The 23,743-nt window shown below is 33.0% G+C and carries 14 protein-coding genes and 1 tRNA gene; 5 read left to right on the plus strand and 10 right to left on the minus strand.

All coding sequences use genetic code 11. The features are described 5' to 3' along the window. Window position 1: 1 nt before the first annotated feature. The 6 genes from JM80_RS04280 to JM80_RS04305 all read right to left on the minus strand — a co-directional run bounded on the left by JM80_RS04280 (window position 2) and on the right by JM80_RS04305 (window position 10,562). Window positions 2-1,558: a hypothetical protein gene (locus JM80_RS04280; RefSeq protein WP_255436640.1), complete on the minus strand. Its 1,557-nt coding sequence runs from the start codon at window positions 1,556-1,558 to the stop codon at window positions 2-4. After that, window positions 1,539-2,585, minus strand: coding sequence for a glycosidase (locus JM80_RS04285; protein ID WP_013620800.1), 1,047 nt, complete (start codon window positions 2,583-2,585; stop codon window positions 1,539-1,541). Before JM80_RS04285 ends, JM80_RS04280 begins: the two co-directional genes overlap by 20 nt. Window positions 2,586-2,647: 62 nt before the next feature. Then, window positions 2,648-4,165 (minus strand): hypothetical protein, encoded by a 1,518-nt coding sequence (locus JM80_RS04290; protein WP_144709316.1) that lies wholly within the window; start codon window positions 4,163-4,165, stop codon window positions 2,648-2,650. A 56-nt stretch (window positions 4,166-4,221) separates the two neighbouring features. After that, complete coding sequence (locus JM80_RS04295; protein WP_144709317.1) at window positions 4,222-5,919, minus strand: hypothetical protein; 1,698 nt, start codon at window positions 5,917-5,919, stop codon at window positions 4,222-4,224. Between the two features lie 11 nt (window positions 5,920-5,930). Continuing rightward, window positions 5,931-7,466, minus strand: coding sequence for a RagB/SusD family nutrient uptake outer membrane protein (locus tag JM80_RS04300; RefSeq protein WP_255436641.1), 1,536 nt, complete (start codon window positions 7,464-7,466; stop codon window positions 5,931-5,933). A 12-nt stretch (window positions 7,467-7,478) separates the two neighbouring features. After that, window positions 7,479-10,562 carry a TonB-dependent receptor gene (locus JM80_RS04305; RefSeq protein ID WP_144709318.1) on the minus strand — a complete coding sequence of 1,028 codons (3,084 nt, stop codon included), beginning with the start codon at window positions 10,560-10,562 and terminating at the stop codon, window positions 7,479-7,481. A gap of 258 nt (window positions 10,563-10,820) precedes the next feature. On the opposite strand from JM80_RS04305, the gene JM80_RS04310 reads away from it, so the two are divergent. Then, window positions 10,821-11,693 (plus strand): AraC family transcriptional regulator, encoded by an 873-nt coding sequence (locus JM80_RS04310; RefSeq protein ID WP_013620795.1) that lies wholly within the window; start codon window positions 10,821-10,823, stop codon window positions 11,691-11,693. Here the strand turns inward: JM80_RS04310 and JM80_RS04315 are convergent. Further along, the gene (locus tag JM80_RS04315) at window positions 11,690-12,211 is read right to left on the minus strand and encodes an RNA polymerase sigma factor (protein ID WP_013620794.1); all 522 of its coding nucleotides are present in this window, start codon (window positions 12,209-12,211) and stop codon (window positions 11,690-11,692) included. The genes JM80_RS04310 and JM80_RS04315 overlap by 4 nt on opposite strands. A gap of 126 nt (window positions 12,212-12,337) precedes the next feature. Between JM80_RS04315 and JM80_RS04320 the strand changes: the two genes are divergently transcribed. The 4 genes from JM80_RS04320 to JM80_RS04335 all read left to right on the plus strand — a co-directional run bounded on the left by JM80_RS04320 (window position 12,338) and on the right by JM80_RS04335 (window position 21,357). Beyond that, window positions 12,338-13,456, plus strand: coding sequence for a FecR family protein (locus JM80_RS04320; protein WP_144709319.1), 1,119 nt, complete (start codon window positions 12,338-12,340; stop codon window positions 13,454-13,456). A gap of 155 nt (window positions 13,457-13,611) precedes the next feature. Continuing rightward, on the plus strand, window positions 13,612-17,037 hold the full coding sequence (locus JM80_RS04325; RefSeq protein ID WP_255436642.1) for a TonB-dependent receptor: 3,426 nt from the start codon (window positions 13,612-13,614) through the stop codon (window positions 17,035-17,037). A gap of 13 nt (window positions 17,038-17,050) precedes the next feature. Further along, window positions 17,051-18,394 carry a RagB/SusD family nutrient uptake outer membrane protein gene (locus tag JM80_RS04330; RefSeq protein WP_144709321.1) on the plus strand — a complete coding sequence of 448 codons (1,344 nt, stop codon included), beginning with the start codon at window positions 17,051-17,053 and terminating at the stop codon, window positions 18,392-18,394. A gap of 146 nt (window positions 18,395-18,540) precedes the next feature. After that, window positions 18,541-21,357, plus strand: a complete 2,817-nt coding sequence (locus tag JM80_RS04335) for a pitrilysin family protein (protein WP_144709322.1) — start codon at window positions 18,541-18,543, stop codon at window positions 21,355-21,357. A 78-nt stretch (window positions 21,358-21,435) separates the two neighbouring features. On the opposite strand, the gene JM80_RS04340 is transcribed toward JM80_RS04335, so the two are convergent. The 3 genes from JM80_RS04340 to JM80_RS04350 form a co-directional block, all read right to left on the minus strand. Further along, window positions 21,436-22,722, minus strand: a complete 1,287-nt coding sequence (locus JM80_RS04340; RefSeq protein WP_222428948.1) for an integrin alpha — start codon at window positions 22,720-22,722, stop codon at window positions 21,436-21,438. A gap of 128 nt (window positions 22,723-22,850) precedes the next feature. After that, a tRNA-Ala gene (locus JM80_RS04345) sits at window positions 22,851-22,927 on the minus strand. A 9-nt stretch (window positions 22,928-22,936) separates the two neighbouring features. Beyond that, the gene (locus JM80_RS04350; protein ID WP_013620789.1) at window positions 22,937-23,740 is read right to left on the minus strand and encodes a universal stress protein; all 804 of its coding nucleotides are present in this window, start codon (window positions 23,738-23,740) and stop codon (window positions 22,937-22,939) included. Window positions 23,741-23,743 lie beyond the last annotated feature (3 nt).

Raw genomic sequence — 23,743 nt, forward strand, 5'->3', positions numbered from 1 at the left:
TTTAATAATTGTAGGTTGTGTAAAGTAATACGCTTTTTGCAGGAATATTTATTTGCTTTGAGTCTGATGTAAAACTTAAATTAGTTTGTACTGCTTTAGGAAAGTTATTGCCGTCTACAGGTCTGTTTTTTTTACTGTATATAAACTTTTTAAAGTTTTTATTTTGTAAATTTTTAGTGTCTAGTGTAAAAGTTGCGTTTTTACTACTATTATTTACAATAGAAAACGTAACGTGGTTGTTTGTAGACCAGCCAGATACCATACGTACTTTGTTTAGCTTTAAACCAGTAGTTTTTACAATTTTCATATCTTCTGTAAAGTACCTGGTTATAATAGACCACGTATAAAACCAAGGTCTAATATCTTCTTCTTTAGCATCACCAGTTAGTTCTTTGCCAAGAATATTCCACATTCCCCATTTTTTAAGCTGATTTTTATCTCCGGTGTCACCGTTGGTATGCATAGCATCATCTAACCCCCAAGCAATAACGGCATCAAAACCGCTATTCATAGATTGTATTAGCACATCTGCCATATCTACACCATAGTCATAATCATAAACAGATAATTGACTATCTGGGCTAGCAAACGGGTCTGCCTCATACCTTTTTATGTTTTCATCTACATATTTTTCAAACCCAATTTCGCCTAAAATAAAAGGTTTTTTTGCAACGCTATCAGCAAAAGAAATCATTGCAGAGTATTTTTTTTCAAACTCACCAGAACGTACAAACTCTTTTGTAGGGTAATCATGTACATCATAAGCAGCTAAAACATTGCTTAATTGTAAAACAGACTCCTTTGCCCATTCTGTTCCTGTATATTTAGATTTGTCATTATTAAAAGGTGTAGCATCTGGTCCTATAACGTGTACAGGTGTTTTTAGTTTTTTAGACACTAATGCACTATCTAATTTTTTAACACCAAGTTTCCACTCGTCCCAATTACCATCTATAGAAGACCAATAGCCGTTTGGCTCATTTACTAAGTTGTAATACTTAATACAGCTGTATCCTTTAGTATTTACAAGGTAGTTTAGGTGCTCTGCAATGCTATTTAACCATTTAGGGTCTGTACCACCAGTAAAGGTATTTTGCATTTTTAAATGTGTGTCATGCACCTTGTACGGTTGTCCCCATTCTCCAAGTATAACTTTAATGTCATTTTTTTGGCAGTAGTCTAGCAGCTTGTATAAAGCGTGCATTTCTTGGTTTTCAAAATTAAGAATTGGGTTGCCATCTTTGTCTATACCCTCTAGGTACCTCCAATTTGCTTGGTCTAGTACACGTACTATTTTGGGTTTCATATAATTTAACCTTTTAAAAACAGTTTCCCATTTTTTATTGGTCATTAATAAGCCCCATTCTGCGTCATCTGCATCTGCGTGTGGATACGCAGACCACTCTACTCCATTGCCAATAAATTCCGAAGAGATAATAGTATTGGCATCAATTGTAACTAACTCTTCCTTTTTTACCGTTTGGCAAAATGCTAACGGCAAAAAAAGGAGAAGTAATAGGTAATTAAATACTTGCTTTTTAAGCATTTTTAAGTTCATTTAATAATTCATCAATATTACATGTTGCAAGACCAACATACCTGTCTGCAGCACCATAATATACGTATAAAGTATCATCAATAATCATATTTCCTGTTGGAAAAACACAACCTTTGTAAAAGCCATCAATTTCATAATCATGTTCTGGTTCCATAATCCAATTGGTTAGTCTAGATTTTACAATTGTAGGGTCTTCTAAATCTAAAAGAGCTGCTCCTACACGGTAATATCCTAAGCCGCCATTTTCTACACCATGATATATAATTAACCAGCCATCTTTAGTTTTTAAAGGAGGTGTGCTACCGCCAATTTTTTCTTCCCAGCTATTATTAATACCTGCAAGTAGCAATGTACTTGGCTCTTCCCAAACCATTAAATCGTTAGAAAAACGAATCCATATAGAAGGTTTGTCACAGCCATACTCTTCACCAATCCATTCTTTTGGTCTGTGTAACATTGCATATTTCCCGTTTATTTTTTCTGGAAAAATAATAACATCTCTATCGTCTAAATTACTTTGTGTAATTCTTCCTAAGCGTCTGTAATTTTTAAAATCTTTGGTTAAAAGTAAGCCCGAGTTTGCAATGTTGTTTTTTAAAACCAACGGAGCATCAGCATCACAATCTGGTAATAAAATTTGATCATGATCAAAATTCCAATACTGTCCTGGAGGATGAGGTCTGTAGGCATATGTTACATAAAACTCATCTCCAAATTTTACAATTCTAGGATCTTCTACAGCGCCCATATCTGGCCCATCTGTACTTGGGCTAAAAACAGGTTGGTTAGAGGTACGAGTAAAGTTTACACCATCTGTACTTGTGGCTAAACCAAAACGTATTTGATGCTCTTTGTCATTACCAGCGGCTCTGTACAGCATAAAAAATGTACCGTTTTCATACCAAACTCCTGGGTTGCAAACAACTAAACTTTCCCAATCGTTTTCTGGATTTGGACTTAAAACTGGGTTGTTTTGGTGTTTTTTAAGACGTAATAATCCTGTTTTTTTTTGTTCTACAGTATTCATACTAATTTTTATTTCCTTATTTGTAAATTATATTGATTGATTTTTTAATTCTACTTTATAGATTACTCCATATTTGTAAATAGTATAAAAGACTCCCCTTCTAGGGTCATATTTACACCATTTGTAAAGTTTAATTCTTTGTTATTTTCTATTGGAGTAGCAAAGCCATTTTCATCTACTTTACCAACAAAAGAGCCATCTGCGTTAGACTTGTAGCTGTATTTATTTGCAGTAATGTTGCCTAAAAAGTCCGATTTTAAATTAAGCTCATACGTACTGTAATGAGAGTTTACAATAGCAATTGTTTGTTTACCATTGTATGTACCTACTACGGCACGTAATCCTTTTTTATTAGGTAGTTCTACGTTATAAATATCACTACCAGCAGGAAAAAAGCGAGTTAATAATGAAACAGGATAAAAGTATGGTCTAATGTCTTCATCACTAACATTGCCAGTGTGTTCTTCGCCTAAAATGTTCCAAAAACCCCAACGTTTTAATTTATCAGACTGGTAATCTCCGTTGTCTGGACTATTGTACATAGCGTCATCCATATTCCAAACTAAAGAGCCAGAGAAGCCTTCTCTCATTGCTTGTATTAAGGCATCTGCCATATCTATGCCGTAAAAAGCTCTGTAAATCATCATATTAGAATCTTCACCAGCATATGGGTCGTTAGCAATAGCTTCTTCGTTTTCTAATTTTAGCTGCGCATCTACCTCTGTGTATTTAAATCCTATTTCTCCTAAAACAATACGCTTGTCTGCCGGAGTTATTTTTTTATATGCGCTAAGCATTTGTGCAAACTCACCATTACGAATTAGTTGTTGTTGTGGGTACACGTGAATGTCATACAAACCTACATTGTCTCCTAAATCTGCCTCAGTTTTTGTTAACCATTCTGTTTGGCTAGCGGTGTTAAAAACGGCTATATCTGGCCCCATTACTTTAATGTCTGCCAAGCTGTAGTTTTTCATTTCTTCTAAATAAGCTAGCTGTACATTTTTCCAAATGTTGTAATCTCCTTTAGTACTAGACCAATCGCCATTAGGCTCATTAATAATATTTATTGTTTTAATGTTGGTATAGCCTTTTTCGTTTACCAAATGATTTAAGAATTTCACAGATTTTTCAATCCAATCCATATCTATAGTGCTAATGTCACCTGTAGAGCTGTGGCCCCATTCACCATACGTAATTTCTATATTGCGTTCTTTGGCATAGTCTAACATTTTAAAAAGCGATAACGTTTTTGTAGTCTCATCATACACACCATCATTATCATAAGACCAACCAGAATTGGTTACAATTCTTAAAAACGGAGGCCTCATAAAATCTATACGCTTAAATAGGGTGTTCCAATCTGCATCACTAAGTGTTTCTGTTCCTAACCAGGTTGGCACCATATCATAACCACCCCATTGTGCACCATTACCAACAAAATTGGTAGAAACAAGTTCTTCTGTAATTAGTACCTCTCTGTTTTTTTCTATAGAAGTAAATGCAGGCTCATCATCATTACAACTTGCGGCAACAAGTAGCATTGGTAATACAGCAGTGAAAATATTTTTTAGTGTCATATTCTATTTCTTTAGTATTGTTGTAGCACCTTAATTTATAGTTAAGGTGATGATCTTTATTTGCTTAAGTTGTACCACATTTTTTTAGACATATGTGCTGTCTCTTCGTAATTGTAGTTTGTGTCTGTCCAATTGTATAATTCAGATAAATACTCTACTTCTGAGGTTATAGCAATTTCAGTTTCAGAATTAATTTCTAGTGTTAAAACAAATACAGTGCCTGCACTATCTGTAATAGTTACTGTGTCTCCTACAAGTTCCCAAGTTCCTGTACCTGTAGGCACTTTTCTAAATCTTGCATTAAATTCTGTTTCTGGCCAAGTAGTGTCATCAGAAACAAAATCTCCGTGCTCGCCATCTGCACCAGCATTGTTTTCAAATGTGCCGTAAGGGTTGTCTCCGTTTTTACCTTCTACAACAAATGAAATTGTATTATCTAGTTCTTTACCTGCACTAGGTAGGTAATTATTTAAAAGTTCAGTTTTTTCCCAGCCCCAGCTTTCCCAGGTAAACATATCACAGTAAACGCCTATTTCGGCAATGTTCCAAGTTCCTGCAATAGACACGTTACTTAAATCAACATCTATTTTTAGTTTAACTGTCCATAAAGTGCTTTCACCAGTTTGTGAAGTAACATTTATTGTAGTGCTATTGTCTGTAGAAAAATTTAAAGTATTACCAACACTTGTGTCTGCTGTAGCTGCATAAGAAATGTTTAGGCCTGTAAGTTCTATAGCAGAAATGTCTGCTCCGTTATCTGCAACAGTAACTGTAATTTCTTTAGCATCTGCATCTATTTGTGTGTCTCCTACTTGGTCCTTAACAGTTAAGCCAGTAATGCTATTACCTGTTTGTAATACACGTTCTTTGGTTAATGTATACCAGGTTAGTTTAGACATATGAGCTAATTCTTCATAACTCCAGTCAGTATCTGTCCAGTTAAAGTTTTCGGCTAAGTAAGGAACTTCAGTTTTTAAATTTACTTCGTTAGTTGCGGTTAGTAACTCTAAATCTAGTTCATGTTCTACTTTGTTTGCATCGGTAATAATTACTTTGTTGCGTTCAAAATCGCGCAGCCAAGTACCTTTGCCTGTTGGTACTTTACGAAATCGTGTATTAAAGTTCCATCCTTTGCTAGCATCAGTATAACTACCAAAAGCACCATCATTACCTGCGTTATGCTCATAATTACCAAAAGGGTTTCCTTTAGCATCTGCGCCTTCTACAGTAAAAATAATTTCGTTGTCTAACTCTGGGTTTAATTCTGCTAAGTAACTAAACATACTTTCATTCTTTTCCCAGCCCCAGCTCTCCCAGGTAAACATATCACAATACATACGTACATCACCAATGTACCAAGTGCCTTCTAGGTCAGACATAAATGGTAGTAATGTAACTTCCCAATTTAGGGTTTCGCCAGCTCCAGCTGTTACAGCAATTGTAGCTGTACCAGAACTTAAATCTAATGTTGTGTCCTTTTCATTTTCAGAAGTTGCACCATATGAAAGCTCAATATTTTTAATTTCTACCTTAGATAAATCTGCTATATTTTCTGTTTTTGCATAAATTTTAATTTTAGCATCATCAAAATTACGTTCTATAATAGCTGTACCTATTTGACCTTCAACTAAAATAGAAACCACGTTGCGTTCTTTTTGCCAATCTGTGCCCTCTACATCTTCTAGAGGATTTTCTGTACAGGCCACAAAAAATAGTGCCAGCACTATAAAATATATGTTATTTAATTTTTTCATTGCGCTTTAGTTTAGTTGATGTTAGGGTTTAAGTCTATTTCACGTTGTGGAATAGGATAAAAAGCAACTGCTTCTGGAGATAAACCAGCGGCATTGGTTACATTGCTTTGTACTGTGTTTGTACGTCTAAGATCCCATAGGCGGTCTCCTTCGTAAGCAAGTTCTCTTTGGCGTTCTTCTACAACCAGTTTTCTAAAGTCTGCCTTAGATAAACCACCAATACTAGCTAGCTCTGTAGCGTTTGCTCTACTTCTAATTTGATTGTATTGTGCTAAACCATCTGCATTAGCAGTAGCTTCTGCATAAACCAATTGTATGTCTGAGTAACGAATTAAGTATGGTCTTGTACTTGTTTTATCGCCTTCAAATAAAGGATCTACGTATTTTCTTGTAAACGGATAAATTACAGTACCATCTGCAACAGAACCTACAGCAATACCATCTTGGTTGTATATTTCAGAAACAAACAAATCTGTTTTACGTTTGTCTTCAGCTTCATAAGAAGTAAATAATTTATCTGTAGTCTGAAAAACGCTCCACCCGTCATGTGTTGGAGAAAAAGTGCCATTTGTATTTTTTAGATAAACTGTTGCACCATCTATATAAGGAATAAAGTATTTAGATAGTTTAGAGTAATCTCCTTCTTCTGTGCCAGACCTATCTAACGATAATATAAAAATATGTTCAGATCCGTTAGGAGAGTCAACATTATAAATATTTTGTAGATCAGTATCGTGACTATATTCTCCTTGGTTGTTTAGAACCATACCTGCATACTCTGCTGCTTTAGCATATAAATTGTCTACACTTTCTGTAATAGTATTGTATTTAGGAACACCACTTTCTTTAGCAGAAGCAGCAAATAAGTACACTTTAGAAAGCAGTGCCTGTGCAGCAACTTTATCTGCACGACCAGTAACTCTGTTTACCTCTAAATTGTCTATTGCTCTAGTTAAATCGTCTATTAAAAAGGTGTAAACTTCTTGCATATCTGCAGGCAGTGTAGCTGTGGTTTCATCTAACTTATCTATTAGAGATTTTTGTAAAGGGGCTAAACCAAAGGCTTTTACAGCGTTAAAGTGGTTGTAAGCTCTTAAAAACAAAGCTTCTCCTAAGATGCGTTTTTCATCTTCTGGGTTAAAGCCTTTGCCTTCTATATTTTCTATAACCGCATTGGCACGGTTTACAGCAATATATATAGATCTGTAATACTGTGTTAGTAATTGGTTTTGAGCTGTTACCTCCCAATTTACAAATGCCTGTGCATCTGCACCTTCATCTGCTTTAACAATGCAGTTGTCTGACGCTAATTCTGTAAAGTAATACGTAACAGGAGCATAACTAACAAGTGTTAGTGCATCATAAGCATATAAAATAGACGCCTCTGCATCTTCAATAGTCTTGTAAAAGTTTTCATCAGAATAAAAACCAGTAGGCTCTACGTCTAAACCTTCGCAAGAAGTACCACCTACTACAAGAGTAAGTGCCACTATTAATTTTTTAAATTGCTTCATTTTCAATTCGTTTATTATTGTAAATGTTTTCATTTTTAACTGAATTTAAAAGGTTAACTCTACACCTAAAGTCCAGTTTCTTAACTTAGGGTAACCACCCCAATAAATACCGTCTCCACCTAATTCTGGGTCATAACCATTAAAATCTGTTATGGTGAATAGGTTGGTTCCGTTCATAAAAATTCTACCTTTTTTAAACCAAGCAGTGTTTAAGTTTTTTATGTTATAGCCAATAGAAACGTTTTGTAAGCGTACAAAGCTTCCTTTTTCTATAAACCAGTCAGACATATAAAGTGTGCGTCCGTCTCTTAAGCTTGGGTAGTTGTTTGTAGTGTTGTCTTGCGTCCAGCGTAATGGTATGTTTCCTGGCTCACTAAATGCTTTTGTATTAAAAATATCTTGACCAAAACTACCGTTAAAGAATAAAGAAAAATCAAAGTTTTTGTAACGGCCATTAAGGTTTAAACTAGCTGTAAAATCTGGATTAGGATTACCAATTATAGTACGGTCATTTTCATCTATAACACCATCTTCATTTAAGTCTACATATTTAAACTCTCCTGGTTGCGCTAAGTTGCCTTGTAAACCTGCTGCTAGGCCTTCGGCCTCAGACTGTATAATGCCATCTACTTTATAACCATAAAATACATTTATTGGTTGCCCAACAGCTAGTATGTTTGGTATAGCACGGAAAGCTTCTACTTGGCTGCCTGAAAACTCATATTTAATACCAGTTAACGCATCAGTATTTAGACCAGAAGAAACAGCATTACCAAGACTAACAACTTTGTTTTTGTTTCTAGAGAAAATAAACATACCGTTTAAGCCCCAGTCTTCTTTGTTAACCATAGTGCCATCTAATGTAACCTCTACACCTTGGTTTTCTATTTCGCCATCATTAACCCACATTTTATCATAAGAAGAAGAAGGGGAAAGTAAACGCTCGCGTAATAAGTCTGACGTGTGTTTTTTGTAGTAATCTGCAGTAACTTTTAATCTGTTATTAAAAAAGGCAAAATCTGCACCAATGTTAAATTGCTCTGTAGTTTCCCATTTTAAATCTGGATTAGGAATACCTCCCCACGTTTTTTTACCACTTTGACTATCTTGCCCAACTACATAACCAGGGCCAATTGTTGTTTGCCAACGGCCATTAACATAGTATTGGTCTTGTCCGTACCTACTATTAATTAAGTAAGGAGAAATACCTTGGTTACCAGATATACCATAACTAGCACGTAGTTTAAGCTCATCAAAAACATTTAAATTACGTATAAAATCTTCTTTATGCATTTTCCAACCTAAGGCTCCAGAGGGGAACATAGCCCATTGGTTGTTTTCTCCAAATTTAGATGAGCCGTCTGTACGCATCGTAAAAGTTACCAAATACTTGTCGTCATAAGAATAATTTAAACGCCCAAGACCAGAGTACATAACGGTTTCAGAAAGGCTATTGGCAACAGATTGCTTTTCTAGGTTACCAGCAGCAAGGTTACCATTGCCTAAAGATTCATTTAAAAAATCATACGCTTTTAGGTCAGATGTTCTGGCCTCATACCCTTGGTAAGAGAAACCACCCATTGCAGTAAAGTTGTGTATGTTATTAAATGTATTGTTGTAGGTTAAAAAAGTTTCTGCAACGGTTTCACTACTTTCCCAATTGTTAATACCACCAGAACCATTATTAAAGGTGCCGTCTTCTGTATAAATTTTTGGGTTGTAGTAATCTGTAATAGAACGCCCAAATTTATGGTTTACTTGGGTTTTAAGTTTTAAATTTTTAGTAAAATCTACCTCAATAAAAGCAGAGCCAATAAAGTCTAAAAATTTGTTTTTATTGGTTCTGTTTTCTGTTAATGCAATAGGGTGAGAGTAGTCTTGAGAACCTGCTAAAAAGTAGTCGTTAATAGGATTGCCATCTTCATAAATAGGAAAAATAGGGTTACGCCAGTAGGCTAAACCACCATTGTTATTTTGGTTTCCTTTAGAGTAAATAATGTTACCACCAATGGTAACCTTATCATCATAAATTTTATGAATTACATTTAAGTTAATGTTTAGTTTTTCATAATCATCATTAATATAAACACCCTCATTGGTATAATATGTTGTACTTAGGCTAAACTGTGTACGGTCTGTTTGGCTACGTACAGCAACATTTGTGTTGTTAGATACGGGGTCACGAAAAACAATATCATCCCAACGTGTATTGTAAGCCCAATTGCCATTTTTAAGTTCATTAACAGAAGGGTAGTAAACGCCATTTGCATCTTTAGCACCAATGTAAATAGGGGTAAAACCACCATTAATTCTGCTTTCGTTACTTAATTCTGCCATTAAAACAGGATCTCTCCACAGGTTTAAATCAGACGTAAAACTAGCATATGTATTTTGCTGAGACACGGTAACCTCTGTGGTATGTTTGGCACCTTTTTTAGTTGTAATCATAATTACACCATTTGCACCTCTAGAGCCATAAATTGCAGCAGCAGAAGCATCTTTAAGTACTTCCATAGAGGCAATATCTTGTGGCGATATTTGTTTTAAATCTCCGGCATATCCAATAGGGAAACCGTCTACAACCACAAGCGGGTCATTACCACCACGTAAAGAGCTACCACCTCTAATTCTTATAACTGCGCCAGCACCAGGGTTGTCTGATGGTGTAGTTACTTGCACACCGGCAACTTGCCCTTGTAATAAACCGTCTATAGAGTTGGCAGGTTTAGATGGTATGTTGTCCATTTCTACAGAAGTAACAGACCCGGTAAGGTCGCTCTTTTTTACAGAGCCATAACCAACAACTACCACCTCAGATAATTGTTCTAAATCTTCAACTAACTGTACGTTTACAATGTTGTTTTCTGGTATCGAAATCGTTTTAGTAATAAAGCCAATGTAAGATATTACAAGTACATCTTTAGGACTATCAACTTCAATAGCAAAGTTTCCGTCAAAATCTGTAGTGGTTCCGTTTGTGCTAGAACCCTGCTCCATAATGGTAACACCAAGTAGAGGAACACCGTCGTTAGATTTTACTGTTCCGGTTACCTTAATTTGTGCAGCTCCAGTAAAGCCTATAATTAAGAAAACAATAAAAATCATACTTTTTTGAAACTCATATTTCATTAGTTCATGAATTTTTTAGTTAGTAATTAAGTTGTTTACAAAAGAATAACATATCATTAACATTAATTTTGTAAATAATGTTAAATAGTGATACTTATATGAATTTTGAATTGTATTATTGATATTTTAATTCATATTTTTTGTGTTTAACAGTTATTTTTTAAGTTATTTTTATTTAATTTGATAAAAATGTAGTCGTTTATTTACATTTTTATATAATTGACACCTTGTTTTTTGTAAATTTGATTTGATACTATTATGAATAAAGAAGCGCGTATTTTAAGAGAATTAGTGCCTATTTCTGAAGATGATTTTTTCATTGTCCTTAATCATCATTCTGCTAAGTTTGATTTTCCTGTGCATTTTCATCCAGAATTAGAACTTAATTTAGTGCTAAACTCGTCAGGCAAAAGAATTATTGGAGACTCTATACAAGAGTATGTAGCTAATGATTTGGTTTTGGTTGGCTCTAACACACCACATGCATGGACGGGTGAAGACAAAAACACAAATGCTCATGTGGTAACCGTACAGTTTCATGAAAAGTTTTTATCAGAATTAGCATTAAACAGAAAGTTAATGTTGCCTATAAGAGATTTAATAGAAAAATCTAAAAGAGGTATTTTATTTTCTAAAGAAACAATAGCAGTTTTAAAACCAAAAATATTACGTTTATCAGAGTCTCAGGATTTTGATTCCTTGCTTAATTTTTTATCTATTTTGTATGATTTGTCTATTGCACGCAATACAAAAATGTTGGCATCTCACTCTTATGTAGACCATTATACAATACATAAAAGCAGAAGAATAGAAAAAGTGAACAATTATATTAAAGAAAATCTGCATCAAAAAATACCTTTAAAAGATGTGGCAAGTTTGGTAAATATGTCTGAGTCAGCATTTAGCCATTTTTTTAAAAAAAGTACAAATTCATCATTCTCTGACTATGTTAGTGATTTGCGCTTGGGGCACGCAGCAAGGTTACTTATAGAGACAGAACGCTCTATAAACGAAATTTGTTTTGATAGTGGGTTTAACAACATATCTAACTTTAATAGAACCTTTAAACGTAAAATGGGCTATACACCAAGTTATTTTAGAGACCAACAGAAGTTAATAACAAAGCATTAGTTTTTAAATCCCTCTCTTATTTTTTTATAAGCAATTTGTAATTGAGCATCTACCGTTTTTAGAGAAATTTGCAAGTGCTCTGCAATTTCTTTATATTTTAAATTCTCTTGTTTGCTGAGCTTTAAAATCTCCTGACATCTAGGGGGTAATGAATTTACAAGAGACATAAGTTTTTTTGTTCTAAAGTCATCATCCTTTTCGGTTAAACATTCTTGTAAGGCTAATACCTTAAACTCATTTATAAAAGTGTTGTGTTTTTTCTTTTTTCTATATTGGCTTATATAATTATTATAGGCTATTTTGTATAAATAACTTTTAGAAGATACGTTTTTTTTAAGTTTTTTTCTTTCTTCCCATAATGTTATAAAAGCCTGTTGCACGATATCTTCCGCATCCTTACTATCATTGGTGAAAGTTGTAATATATGCTAACAAGGGTTTGTGGTAACGCTTAAAAAATATTTTAAAAGCATTACTATCACCATTGTAGATTGCATTTGCTAGCGATATATCATTCATAAATTATTGTAGAAATAGTATATTTTCAGTGAATATAAACTAAAGATGAAAAAAAAAATAAATTTTTGTTAGGGGATTATTAAGTTTTTCCCGTATTGCCAATATAAAGCTAATATTTAAAGCGTTTTGATAGAACTAGTACAAAAATTTATAGATAACACAATTTCTGAAGAAGAACTAATTACACTTAAAGATTGGTTAGTTGTCCCAGAAAATAAGACTTTAATGGAAGAGTACATTAAAGACGACTATAATTTAAACTACTCTTTTCTTGAACCAGATACAGCTGCGTCATTTGTTAAAATTCAACAACAGATAAATAACAATAAGCCAGCAAAACGTATTTGGCCAGTTGTTTTTAAATATGCAGCGGTTATTATCTTATTAGTTGGTTTTGTATATGGAATATACATGTCAGGATTTTTAAACATAGATAATAAATTAGAAAACCAAATAACATTAGAACTCCCTGATGGAACCATAAAGCCTATAAATGTAGGTAAGAAAGTTTTTTTTAAGATTAATGAAAGTAATACGCAAGTAAAACAAGAGTATACCAAATTGGTATACGACCAGAAAGAAGATGAAAACAAAAAGCTTGTTTATAATAAGCTAGTGGTTCCCTATGGTGAGCGTTTTCAAATACAATTGTCAGACGGTACAATAGTATTTTTAAATGCCGGTAGTTCTTTAAGATATCCAGTAGCTTTTAATAAGCCAAGTAACCGAAAAGTATATTTACAAGGGGAGGCTTATTTTGATGTAGCTAAAAATAAAAAAAAACCATTTTTTGTTGAAACAGAAAAAGTTAATGTGACTGTATTAGGGACAAAGTTTAATGTTTCTACTTATGCTAATGAAAATAATAATTCTGTTGTATTGCAAGAAGGTAGTGTTAGGGTTGTAAGTAATAATGTAGTAGATAATGATTCTCTAACAATAGTGCCAGGAGAACGAGTTAAACTCGTTAATAATAAGTTTATAGCAGAAAAAGTAAATGTTAATAAGCATATAGCTTGGATAGACGGTAGCTTACTTTTTATAAATGATGAGTTTAAAAATATTATTCTAGAATTAGAAAGACACTATAATGTTAAGATTAATAATACTAATGATGCGCTAAATAATATTAGGTATACGGCTTCTTTTAAAAAAGGGGAAACTCTAGAGAGTATATTAGAATTATTTACAGAGAATACAAATTTTGAATTTAAAATAGAAAATAAAGTAGTAACTCTAAAATAAAATAGAAATGAAATAGAAAATGAAAGAAAGACGGGAAATGCGCCAACATTCCCCGAATTTTTAAAAATGTTGATTAAATAAGCTGAATCACCAACCTAAAATCACGTAAAAATATGAAAAAAAACAATGAAAGAGCACTCAAAATTTGGGTGTTTATGAAGTTAGATTTAAAGATGAAACTCTCCTTTTTACTTTTTATTACTGTAATGTTTCAAATGCTTGCTAGTGAAGGCTACTCGCAAAAGACTAAAGTGACACTAGAATTATATAATGTTAACCTTTTTGAGGTGTTACAGGATATAGAGTCAAAAACAGATTTAAGTTTCTTTTTCAAGAACACAGATGTTAACTTAAACAGTAAGGTTTCTATAAACGTAAAAGATAAAAGAATAGAGTCAACCTTAGAGGATTTATTTAAAGGAACGGGAACTACTTTTAAAATAAAGAAAAATCAAATAATCTTAAAACACAATTCTAGAAAGTCAAATTTAGAAAAAGAAAAGTTAGAAATTGTATCACAGCAGTTTGAAGTAAAAGGTAAGATTGTTGATGAAAATGGCATCCCCTTGTTAGGAGCTACGGTAGTAGTTAAGGGAACCGGTAGAGGTGTTTCTGCAAATAAAGATGGTAAGTATACTATTGTAGCAAACAATGGTAATGATGTACTGGTTTTCTCTTACATTGGTTTTCAGAATTCTGAGATATTAATAAATAACAAATCCACAATAAATGTAACATTAAAGGAGTCTATTGAAAAAATGGAAGAAGTGGTTCTTGTGGGCTATGGAAAAGTAAAAAAGGAAAATTTAACAGGCTCCGTATCTACTATAGATGTAAAAAATATAGCAAACCAAGCACCTACTGTAAATATAGACAATGCTTTACAAGGCCAAGTTGCTGGTGTTTATGTGTCTAGTTCTACAGGGCAACCAGGAGCAGCTGCAAGAATTAGAATTAGAGGTACTACTTCGTTATTGGGTTCTAATCAGCCTTTATTTGTAATAGATGGTATCCCTGTTGTGCCAAATAGCAATATACCAATAGGAGGCACAGAAGGAGGTAATTTGGGTAATGAGTTAGCACAAGAGGGGTTAAGTACACCTATAGGAAATATAAATACATCAGATATAGAATCTATTAGTATTTTGAAAGATGCATCTGCAGCTGCAATTTATGGCTCTAGAGCTGCAAATGGAGTAATCATTATAAATACAAAACAAGGTGTATACTCTGGTAAAACAAAATTTGATGCTAGTGTGTCTTTTAGTAGTCAAAATGCACAAACATTAGATGTTTTAAACGCTGCTCAATTTAAGGATGTTTGGACACAGGCAGTTACAAATGGTTCTAGAAATGATGCTTTTGCTCGTAGTGTTTTAGATGGCTCATACTTTGGGGATGCAGATACAGATTGGGAAAAAGAAGTTGGTCCAGGAATACCTTTAGCAACTGCATATAACTTAAATGTGTATGGAGGATCCAAAACTACTAGGTATAGTGCATCCTTAGGTGTAAATACTCAAGAAGGTGTTTATGATAATACTGGATTTGATAAGTACACCTTTAACACAAATTTAGATACAAAAATAAATGATCGTTGGTCATTTGGCACTAAGTTAAATGTGTCCTCAACAGATCAAGAATCTGTAGATGGAGGTCTAACTCAATTAATATACAATTTTAGACCAGATTTAACTGTTTTTGATGAGGGTGGTAACTACTCATTTTCTAGTCAGTTTAATTCAGAGAATCCGGTAGCACGGTCTAACGGTACTAACAGTAATGTAACACTACTCGTGTTAGGTTCAATTTATACACAAATAAAGTTGGCGAAAGGATTAAAATTAAAATCTCTTTTTTCTTTAAACTACAATAACGGAAACCAAAAAAGTTTCTATCCTGCGTACACATTTACTGGTGGTTGGGGAAGATTAACTGGAGATGGAGACGGTTATGCTCAAGAGAGTAGGAGTAGGTTTACTAATACACTTTGGCAAAATACATTAACCTATGAAGGTTTTTTTGGTAAACATAATATAAACTCCGTTGTAGGAGTATCTTTTGAGAAAAATAAGTCCTCTAATACTAAAGGTTGGGGGGAAGGCTTTTTTAATGATGTACTAACTAATATTAATAGCGCAACGGTATTTACAGACGCTTCATCTTTTGAATCTGGTTCTGGCTTAGAATCTTATTTTGGAAGAGTAAATTATGATTATGATAATAAGTATTTATTAACGTTGTCTGCCAGGGTAGATGGTTCATCTAAGTTTGCAAAAGATAACCAATATGCATTTTTCCCAGCAGCAGCATTAGCATGGAGAATATCAGGAGAACCTTTCTTGAGAAATAATAAGTTTATCGATGAATTAAAAATTAGAGCCAGTTTAGGTAAAACTGGTCAGCAAGATTTTGGAGATTATGCTTGGAGAACATTGTATGAAACTGAAGATTATGGACCAGACCCATCAATAATATTAACACAGTTAGGTAATGATAAATTGAAATGGGAAACAACAGATCAATTTGATTTAGGATTAGATTTTTCTTTATTCAATTCTCGTTTATCAGGTACATTAGGTTACTATACAAAAGAAACTAAAGATGCCTTGTTTACAGCTATTACACCCGGTAATACAGGAGTAAATAGAGTAATTGCAAATATTGGTAACACTAAAAATGAAGGCTATGAATTAGAGTTAAAAGCAAGTATAATTAGAAAAAAAGATTTTGCTTGGAATGTGTCATTTAACATCAGTAAAAACGATAATACTTTAACTAAGATATCTGATGATTTTAAAGATGATGATGGATTTTTAACAGGCTTTCCAGGAGGAGGTAGACTTAGAGAAGGGAGTCCAATTGGACTTATTTATGGCTATGTAGCAGATGGTCTTTTTCAAGAACAATCAGAAATTGATAATCTAAATGAAGGGTCAGAAACAGGCATCTATCAAAATTCATTAACGGCTCCAGGAGATATAAAGTTTTTAGACATAAATGGGCCTGATGGTGTTCCAGATGGTAGAATAACAAATCTAGATCAACGTGTAATTGGAGATACACAACCAGATTTCTTTGGGGGTATAAATAATACTTTTACATATAAAGGTTTTTCTTTGTCTACATTTTTTACCTACTCTATTGGAAATGATTTGGATGCATTTGGTTTAGCAAGAGGAACAAACTTCGCCAGTACATTTATTGGAGAAAATAAAATTAACACTGTGCTAAACGCTTGGTCTCCAGAAAATACAGATACAGATATTCCTAGGGCAGTATATTTTGATCCAAACAATAATGATAGAGTCTCTACCCATTATGTTTATGATGCATCTTATTTAAGATTAAAAACAGTTAATCTAAGTTATAATTTCTCTAAACAACTAATAAACCAATTAAAAGGAATAGACCGCGTATCAGTTTATGTAACAGGGCAGAATTTGTTTACAGTTACAGATTACCCTGGAGCAGATCCAGAGGCTTCAAACTTGTATAATAATGACATTAGTGCAGGTAGAGACAACAATCGTTTTCCTATATCTAAAGTATTTACTACAGGTATTAAAATTGGATTTTAAAAAAAATACAGCTATGAAAAAAATAATAATATATATATCAATTATATCTTTAATAACATCTTGTGAATTAACAGAAGTGTTAGACAATGATCCCCCAAATAATTTGGTCTCAGAAAATGTGGTAAAGAATGAAACAGATGCTAAAGCATTATTAAATGGTGCATATACTACTATTACATCTCGTACTAATGCTCTGTATTATATGTATTCAGAGTTAATACCAAGTGCAATGGTAGGTTCTATGAGTCAAACTGGAGGAGGCTCAATAAATGGTCAGTTTTCTGTTAATGATATTTTGTTTGATAATTTTTACGTTAGAGATTTTTGGCTGATTTATTATAAAGTTATAGATGCTGCTAATAATTCAATTAAACTAACTTCTCAACTCACAGACAGCCAAATTACAAGAGCTGCTAAAGAAGAAATTATAGGTGAGGCTCACTTTTTAAGAGCAATGGCAACATTTGATGCCCTGAGATATTTTGGTCAGTTTTTTGATTCTAGTAGCAACTTAGGTGTAATTTTACGTACAGAACCTTCAAATTTTGTAACAAGAAATAAAGCCAGAAGTACTGTAGCAGAAACATATGATCAGATTTTATCGGATATTGAAATTGCCTTAGAAAAAGCACCAGAGTATTCGGTATCTTACAGAGGTTCAAAAACAGCAGCAAAAGCATTAAAAGCTAAAGTTCTCTTATTTCAGGGTAAATATGAAGAAGCAGCAGCAACAGCAAATGAGGTTATTAATGAGGGTTTTGTAACCTTAGAACCTACTTTTGAAGAAGCTTTTGCAAAAGGATTGAATTCTTCTGAAATGATATTAATGACCTATAGAGATGAAAACTCAGATAGTGAGGATAATAACCGTAAACGTTTTTATTTTGGAAGAGTTGGAAGCAGTTGGTTTACAGATTTAATGGAAGGAGATCCAAGGCAACAATTTACTTATTCTGGATCTACGGTTTTAAAGACAAATAATGTAGAGACCTATAGGCCTACATACTTTATGCGTTTGGCAGAAATGTACTTATTAAAAGCAGAAGGTTTAGCTTTTAGTGGTGCAAGTTTAGAAGAAAGTAGTAAACCATTAAATATCATAAGGAATAGAGCTGGAATTGGCGATTCACAGGCAACCACTATAGATGAGTTAAAAAACGACATCTTTGATGAGATAGCTCGTGAGTTAGCCTTTGAGAATGGAAGTGAATGGTTTGCAGCTATACGTTTTAATAAAGTTATGGAATTAAAATCTACCATAATAAGCTCTAATCAATTTATATTGCCTATTCCTGAGGAAGAAATTAATAGTAATGGAGCCATTACATTAGCAGACCAAAATCCTGGTTACGAATAATAAAATTTGAGTTGGTTTTTAGTTTAATAATAGGGTTACTTTTTCTGTAGCCCTGTTTTAATATACCTTAAACTTTAAGAGTAGTTATACTACTATGGCTTGGTTATAAGTCAAGTAGAAATCCAAAATTTTTAACCTTATATAAAATGAAAAAAACAGTAAGCACAATTTTTACTTTTTTATTTTTAAGTTTTTGTGCGCTTAGTGCTCAACAAAAAATTAATTTAAAAGAGCCAATACCTACAGATCCATCAGTTAGAATTGGGGTATTAAAAAACGGACTTAAATACTATATTAAGCATAATACTAAACCAGAAAATAAAGCAGATTTACGCTTGGTGTTAAATGCAGGTTCTATTTTAGAAGATGAAGATCAATTAGGCCTTGCTCACTTTATAGAGCATATGGCATTTAATGGAACTAAAAACTTCGAAAAGAATAAATTGATAGATCATTTGCAAAATTTAGGAATAGAGTTTGGAGCGGATCTTAATGCACATACAAGTTTTGATGAAACAGTTTATAAATTAGCGGTACCCACAGATAATAAAGAAGCTTTTGATGTTAGTATACAAATACTTAGAGACTGGGCAGATGGTATAACGTTTTCTAACGAAGAAATAGATAATGAAAGAGGTGTTGTAGCAGAAGAATTAAGGTCTAGAAGCGGAGCTGGATCTAGAATGTATTACAAATCTTTACCTGTATTAACAAATAACTCTAGGTACGCAAATAGGTCGCCAATTGGTACTTTAGATGTAATTATGAATTCTGACTATGATGCACTTAAGCGTTTTTATAGGGACTGGTATAGACCCAGCTTAATGGCAATTATAATAGTTGGTGATTTTAATGTGGATGAAGTAGAGGATAAAATTAAATCTACATTTAAATCTCTTAAAGCCCCAATAAATGGCAGAGAGCGTATTTATTATAAAATCCCAAGTAATAAAGGAGTAAAAATATCTATACAAAAAGATAAAGAAGCAAGAGGAGCAAGTGTGGCGATTTATTATAAAAGAAAAAAGGATAACGAGGTTACGCTTGCAGATTTAAAAGAAGATTTAATTCAAAAGTTGTATTCTGGTATGCTTCGCCAAAGATTATCTGAAGTACCATTATCCGGTAATGCTCCTTTTTTATCAGCAACAGCCGGTATAGGTAAGTTTTTAGGAGATGTAGATAGTTATTATTTAAAAGCAAATTTAAAAGAAAAACAGATACAAGAAGGCTTAGAACACTTACTATTAGAAAGTCAAAGAGTCAATAAACACGGTTTTACTGTAACAGAGTTAAAAAGATATAAAATTAAATTGCTTAGTAATATTTCTACTATTGTAAAGGAAAGAGGAAAAATATCTTCTAAGTTTTATTTAGAACAATACATAGATAATTTTACAGATAATGTTTCTATACCAAGTGAAGCTTTTTTGTATAAATTTTACAAGGATGCTTTTTTAGATATAACAGTTGATGATGTAAATAAAATTTCAGATAAATGGATTACAGAAGATAATATATCGATAGTAATAAATGCTCCTGAAAAAGAAGGTTTAGTTCTACCTAATGAAGACGAGGTTTTGTCAATTTTTAAAAATAGCAAAGAGCAAAGTGTGGCTCCTTATGTAGACACGTTAGAAGATGTGGTTCTGTTTAATAAAACACCAAAAAAAGGGCAAATTGTTAAAACAGAGTACAATAAGGATTTAAATGTTACTATTTGGAAACTATCTAACGGTGTTACGGTTTATGCGAAACCTACTAAACTTCAGAATGATATGATTACTATGAATGGTTTTAGACCAGGAGGTAGTTCTACATCATCTGCAGAAGATTATATTTCAGCAAGAAATTCTGCTGATATTATTGCTTCCAGTGGCGTAAATGGGATATCTGAAATTAATTTAAATAAATTAAATATAGGTAAAACAGTAACTGTTCGTCCCCGGATAAATTTTTATGATGAGTTGTTTTCAGGTAAAAGCTCCTCTTCAGATTTAGAAACTATGTTACAATTAACTTATTTATACTTTACAAGTCCTAATAAGGATAATAACGTTTTCAAATCTAAAAAAGATAGAATGCTTGCTTTGTATAAAGACCAAGATGTAAACCCTGATGCCTATTTTGAAAAGAAAAAGGCTCAAATTATGTCCCAAAATCACTTAAGAGGAACCCCTTTTACAGAAGAGCAACTACAAAAAGGTCTTTCACTGGATAAGGTTTACAATTTTTATAATGATCGATTTAAAAATGCAAATGAATTTAACTTTGTTTTTGTTGGTAGTTTTAATCTTGATAAATTAAAAGATTTTGTAACACAGTACCTCGGTAGCTTACCTTCTAATATAAATAAATCAAGTGATTGGGTAGATTTTGGCTTAAGAAGACCAAAAGGGATTATTAAAAAAACTTTTCACAAAGGATTAGAGCAAAAGGCTAAAGTTGATATAAACTTTACAGGAACATTAGACTTTTCAATAGATAAACAAAAAAGAATAATGTTATTAGGAAAGTTGTTAAAAATTAAGCTTACGCAAGAATTAAGAGAGAAAATGTCGGGAGTTTATGGTGTTCAAGTTTCTGGTTTTGCTACTGATAAACCGTACAGTTGGTACAGGCTTAGTGTCAGGTTTACATGTGCTCCAGAAAATGTAGATAAATTAAAGGCTAAAGTCTATGAAGAAATAAATAAAATAAAGAAAAATGGCGCTTCTGAATTAGATTTAAATAAGATTAAAGAAGCAGAAATAGCTAATAATACCTCTAATATTAAGTATAACTCCTACTGGGCTTATAAAATTAAAAGCGCAGTTGAAAATAATTTAGATATGAGCGATATTTTAAATTTTAATGAAGAGATAAATAAGTTAAAATCAAATGAATTTAAAAATATGGCAAATACTTATTTTAATGAGTTTAACCTAGTAGAGCTTATTTTAATGCCTCAGAAAGAAAAATAAAACCACCTTTTTCCCTTACAAAAAACCCCTTTACGCACTGTAAAGGGGTTTTTATTATTTCTAAGTTTAATATGTTATTTACTGATGCCTAAAAAATAAAGTATATAAAGTTCCTGTTCCTCCTGCTCCTCCGCCAAAATTTACAGCAATAGAACCATCACCCTTTAAGTCGCCAGCAAAAGATATAGAACGAGAAAAACGTTCTTCCGATTCTAAATTTAATTCAAAACCACCATCATCATTATTAATTCGGCTAAATGATTTAACCGTTTTATCTTCATTTAGGTACAAAATATAGCCCCAGCCTTCATATTGTTGGTTAGCTCCAGTAATTAAATCTGGAATACCATCGCCATCTATATCTCCTGCAGCACACATAGCGTGTCCAAAATTTGCGCCATAAGTACCATTAGGGTTAACATCAGATGTTAATTCATCTGTAAAGCCGTTTAGGCCTTCAGTAATTTTAATTTTAGAGATTACATTGTAAGTAGTATTGTCTAAAGAGAGTATCCAAACTGCTCCCTTACCTCCGTTAGACATAAAAGCACCAACGGCTAACTCTTTGTTTCCGTCATTATCTATATCTCCTAGCATAGCAACTTCTCTACCGCCAAATTGGTCATCATCTTCTAGCCCTGCTCCTAGGCCTCCTTGAGTGTCACTAATGGTTACTGTATTGCCATACATAACTTTAGACTCATCATTTAAAAACAATATATCTATAGCACCACGATTATTTCCGCCATCATTAGATCCAGGAACGCAGGCAACTAAATCTATTCTATTATCTCCGTTTAAATCGCCTATAGCAGTTAAGCCATTAGCAATAATATTTTCATTCTTAACAAAACTCTTAACGGTGCCGTCGGTGTTTAAATGTATAATGTATAGCGAATTGTTTGGAGCTACAGGAGAAGAAACGGCTATATCTGGAATACCATCGTTATTGTAATCTCCAATACCTGCTACGCCATAACCAAAAAAGTTGCCAGCATTTAATGTATCTGTAAAGCCGCCAGCAAGCATAGATATTTTTTGATTAGATTTTACTGTTCCGTCATTGTTCATAAACAAAATATAAACTGCTCCTGCATCTGTAACTCCATCATCGTCAGAACGAGCGCCAACAATAAAATCTGTTACTCCATCTCCATCAACATCTCCTATTTTGTCATGATCTCTTCCAAATCTATCTCCACTTTCTAAGCCCGCAGTAAATCCTGCTTGTCCTTCATTAATGGTAACAAAGCCTTCTGCTTTGTATGCATTAGTCATTGTAGTTGTTTCTGCTTTTTTAGAATCGTCATCGTGGCTACAACTTACTATTGTTGCTACAGCTATTAGTAGGGCAAACTTTTTCATAGATTTAATTTAGATATGTCTATGACCTCTTTATTGTAGAATAGTTTAATTAAGTAACTTTTTTTCTTTAAAACGAAATCAAAACCCCTTTAGAAAACTCTAAAGGGGTTTTTGTTTGTAAAGCAATATGGTGGAGAATACCGGAGTCGAACCGATGACCTCTTGCCTGCCAGGCAAGCGCTCTAGCCAGCTGAGCTAATCCCCCAAAAAGAGCTTAGTCTTTTTTAACACTTAAAACCAATACTGGTACAGGAGCAAAAAATTCAGATTTTGCAATGGTATTTTTCTCCCATAATTTTTTAAAAAAGCCTCTTTTTCTTCTAAACACACACAGCATATCTGGTTGTTTAGTTAAAAAGTGCTCTAACACTCCAAGGTAGGTAGTAGCATTTTCAGAAAGTGTCATTTTAGAGCTAATATCTAAAAGAGCAGTATCTACTTTTAAGTCGTCATCTGTGTAGCCAGGAGTTTTTACCAATAGTAAATTTACGGTACAATTAAATTGCTTTTTAATGGTAATTAAAGGGTTTAGTATTCTTTTTCGTTTTAAAATACCAGATTTAAAAGCTGTAAGTATAGAAGTTACAGGTTTAAACACATATCCTTTAGGTACAATAAGTGTAGGAATATCTGTTTGTTTAATAATTTTTCCTGATGTGTTGCCAAGGTAATTACTCTCATTAATATCATTACTTCTTGGAGCCATAACAATTAGGTCTATTCCTAAAAATTGTTTGTCTATTTTTTTTAATCCTTCAATAATGTCACCTTGGTAGGTTGCTATTTTTATTTCAGTTCCTTTTTTATCAACCTTACTAACAACATCTAACAATTGTTCTCTGCTATTTTTTTCAATTTTATCTGTAGCATTTGCTAAGCTACCGGCACCAGCAGATTTTACATTAAAAATTTCCATTACATAAATAGTGGCGTCAAAATTTTTAGCAAAATCTACGGCATATTGTAATGTTTCATGGCTTTCTGTAGATGTTCCTATAGGAACCAATATGTTCTTCATTTT

The sequence above is a fragment of the Cellulophaga sp. RHA_52 genome (genome assembly GCF_007827205.1).
Classification (GTDB): Bacteria; Bacteroidota; Bacteroidia; order Flavobacteriales; family Flavobacteriaceae; genus Cellulophaga; species Cellulophaga lytica.

Excerpts from the sequence above, each read along its gene's own strand:
- JM80_RS04350 (WP_013620789.1), bottom strand. The coding sequence starts at position 23,740 with ATGAAGAACATATTGGTTCCTATAGGAACATCTACAGAAAGCCATGAA.
- JM80_RS04290 (WP_144709316.1), bottom strand. The coding sequence starts at position 4,165 with ATGACACTAAAAAATATTTTCACTGCTGTATTACCAATGCTACTTGTT.
- JM80_RS04315 (WP_013620794.1), bottom strand. The coding sequence starts at position 12,211 with ATGAATGATATATCGCTAGCAAATGCAATCTACAATGGTGATAGTAAT.
- JM80_RS04285 (WP_013620800.1), bottom strand. The coding sequence starts at position 2,585 with ATGAATACTGTAGAACAAAAAAAAACAGGATTATTACGTCTTAAAAAA.
- JM80_RS04330 (WP_144709321.1), top strand. The coding sequence starts at position 17,051 with ATGAAAAAAATAATAATATATATATCAATTATATCTTTAATAACATCT.
- JM80_RS04300 (WP_255436641.1), bottom strand. The coding sequence starts at position 7,466 with ATGAAAACATTTACAATAATAAACGAATTGAAAATGAAGCAATTTAAA.
- JM80_RS04340 (WP_222428948.1), bottom strand. The coding sequence starts at position 22,722 with ATGAAAAAGTTTGCCCTACTAATAGCTGTAGCAACAATAGTAAGTTGT.
- JM80_RS04295 (WP_144709317.1), bottom strand. The coding sequence starts at position 5,919 with ATGAAAAAATTAAATAACATATATTTTATAGTGCTGGCACTATTTTTT.
- JM80_RS04305 (WP_144709318.1), bottom strand. The coding sequence starts at position 10,562 with ATGAAATATGAGTTTCAAAAAAGTATGATTTTTATTGTTTTCTTAATT.
- JM80_RS04310 (WP_013620795.1), top strand. The coding sequence starts at position 10,821 with ATGAATAAAGAAGCGCGTATTTTAAGAGAATTAGTGCCTATTTCTGAA.
- JM80_RS04280 (WP_255436640.1), bottom strand. The coding sequence starts at position 1,558 with ATGAACTTAAAAATGCTTAAAAAGCAAGTATTTAATTACCTATTACTT.
- JM80_RS04325 (WP_255436642.1), top strand. The coding sequence starts at position 13,612 with ATGAAGTTAGATTTAAAGATGAAACTCTCCTTTTTACTTTTTATTACT.
- JM80_RS04335 (WP_144709322.1), top strand. The coding sequence starts at position 18,541 with ATGAAAAAAACAGTAAGCACAATTTTTACTTTTTTATTTTTAAGTTTT.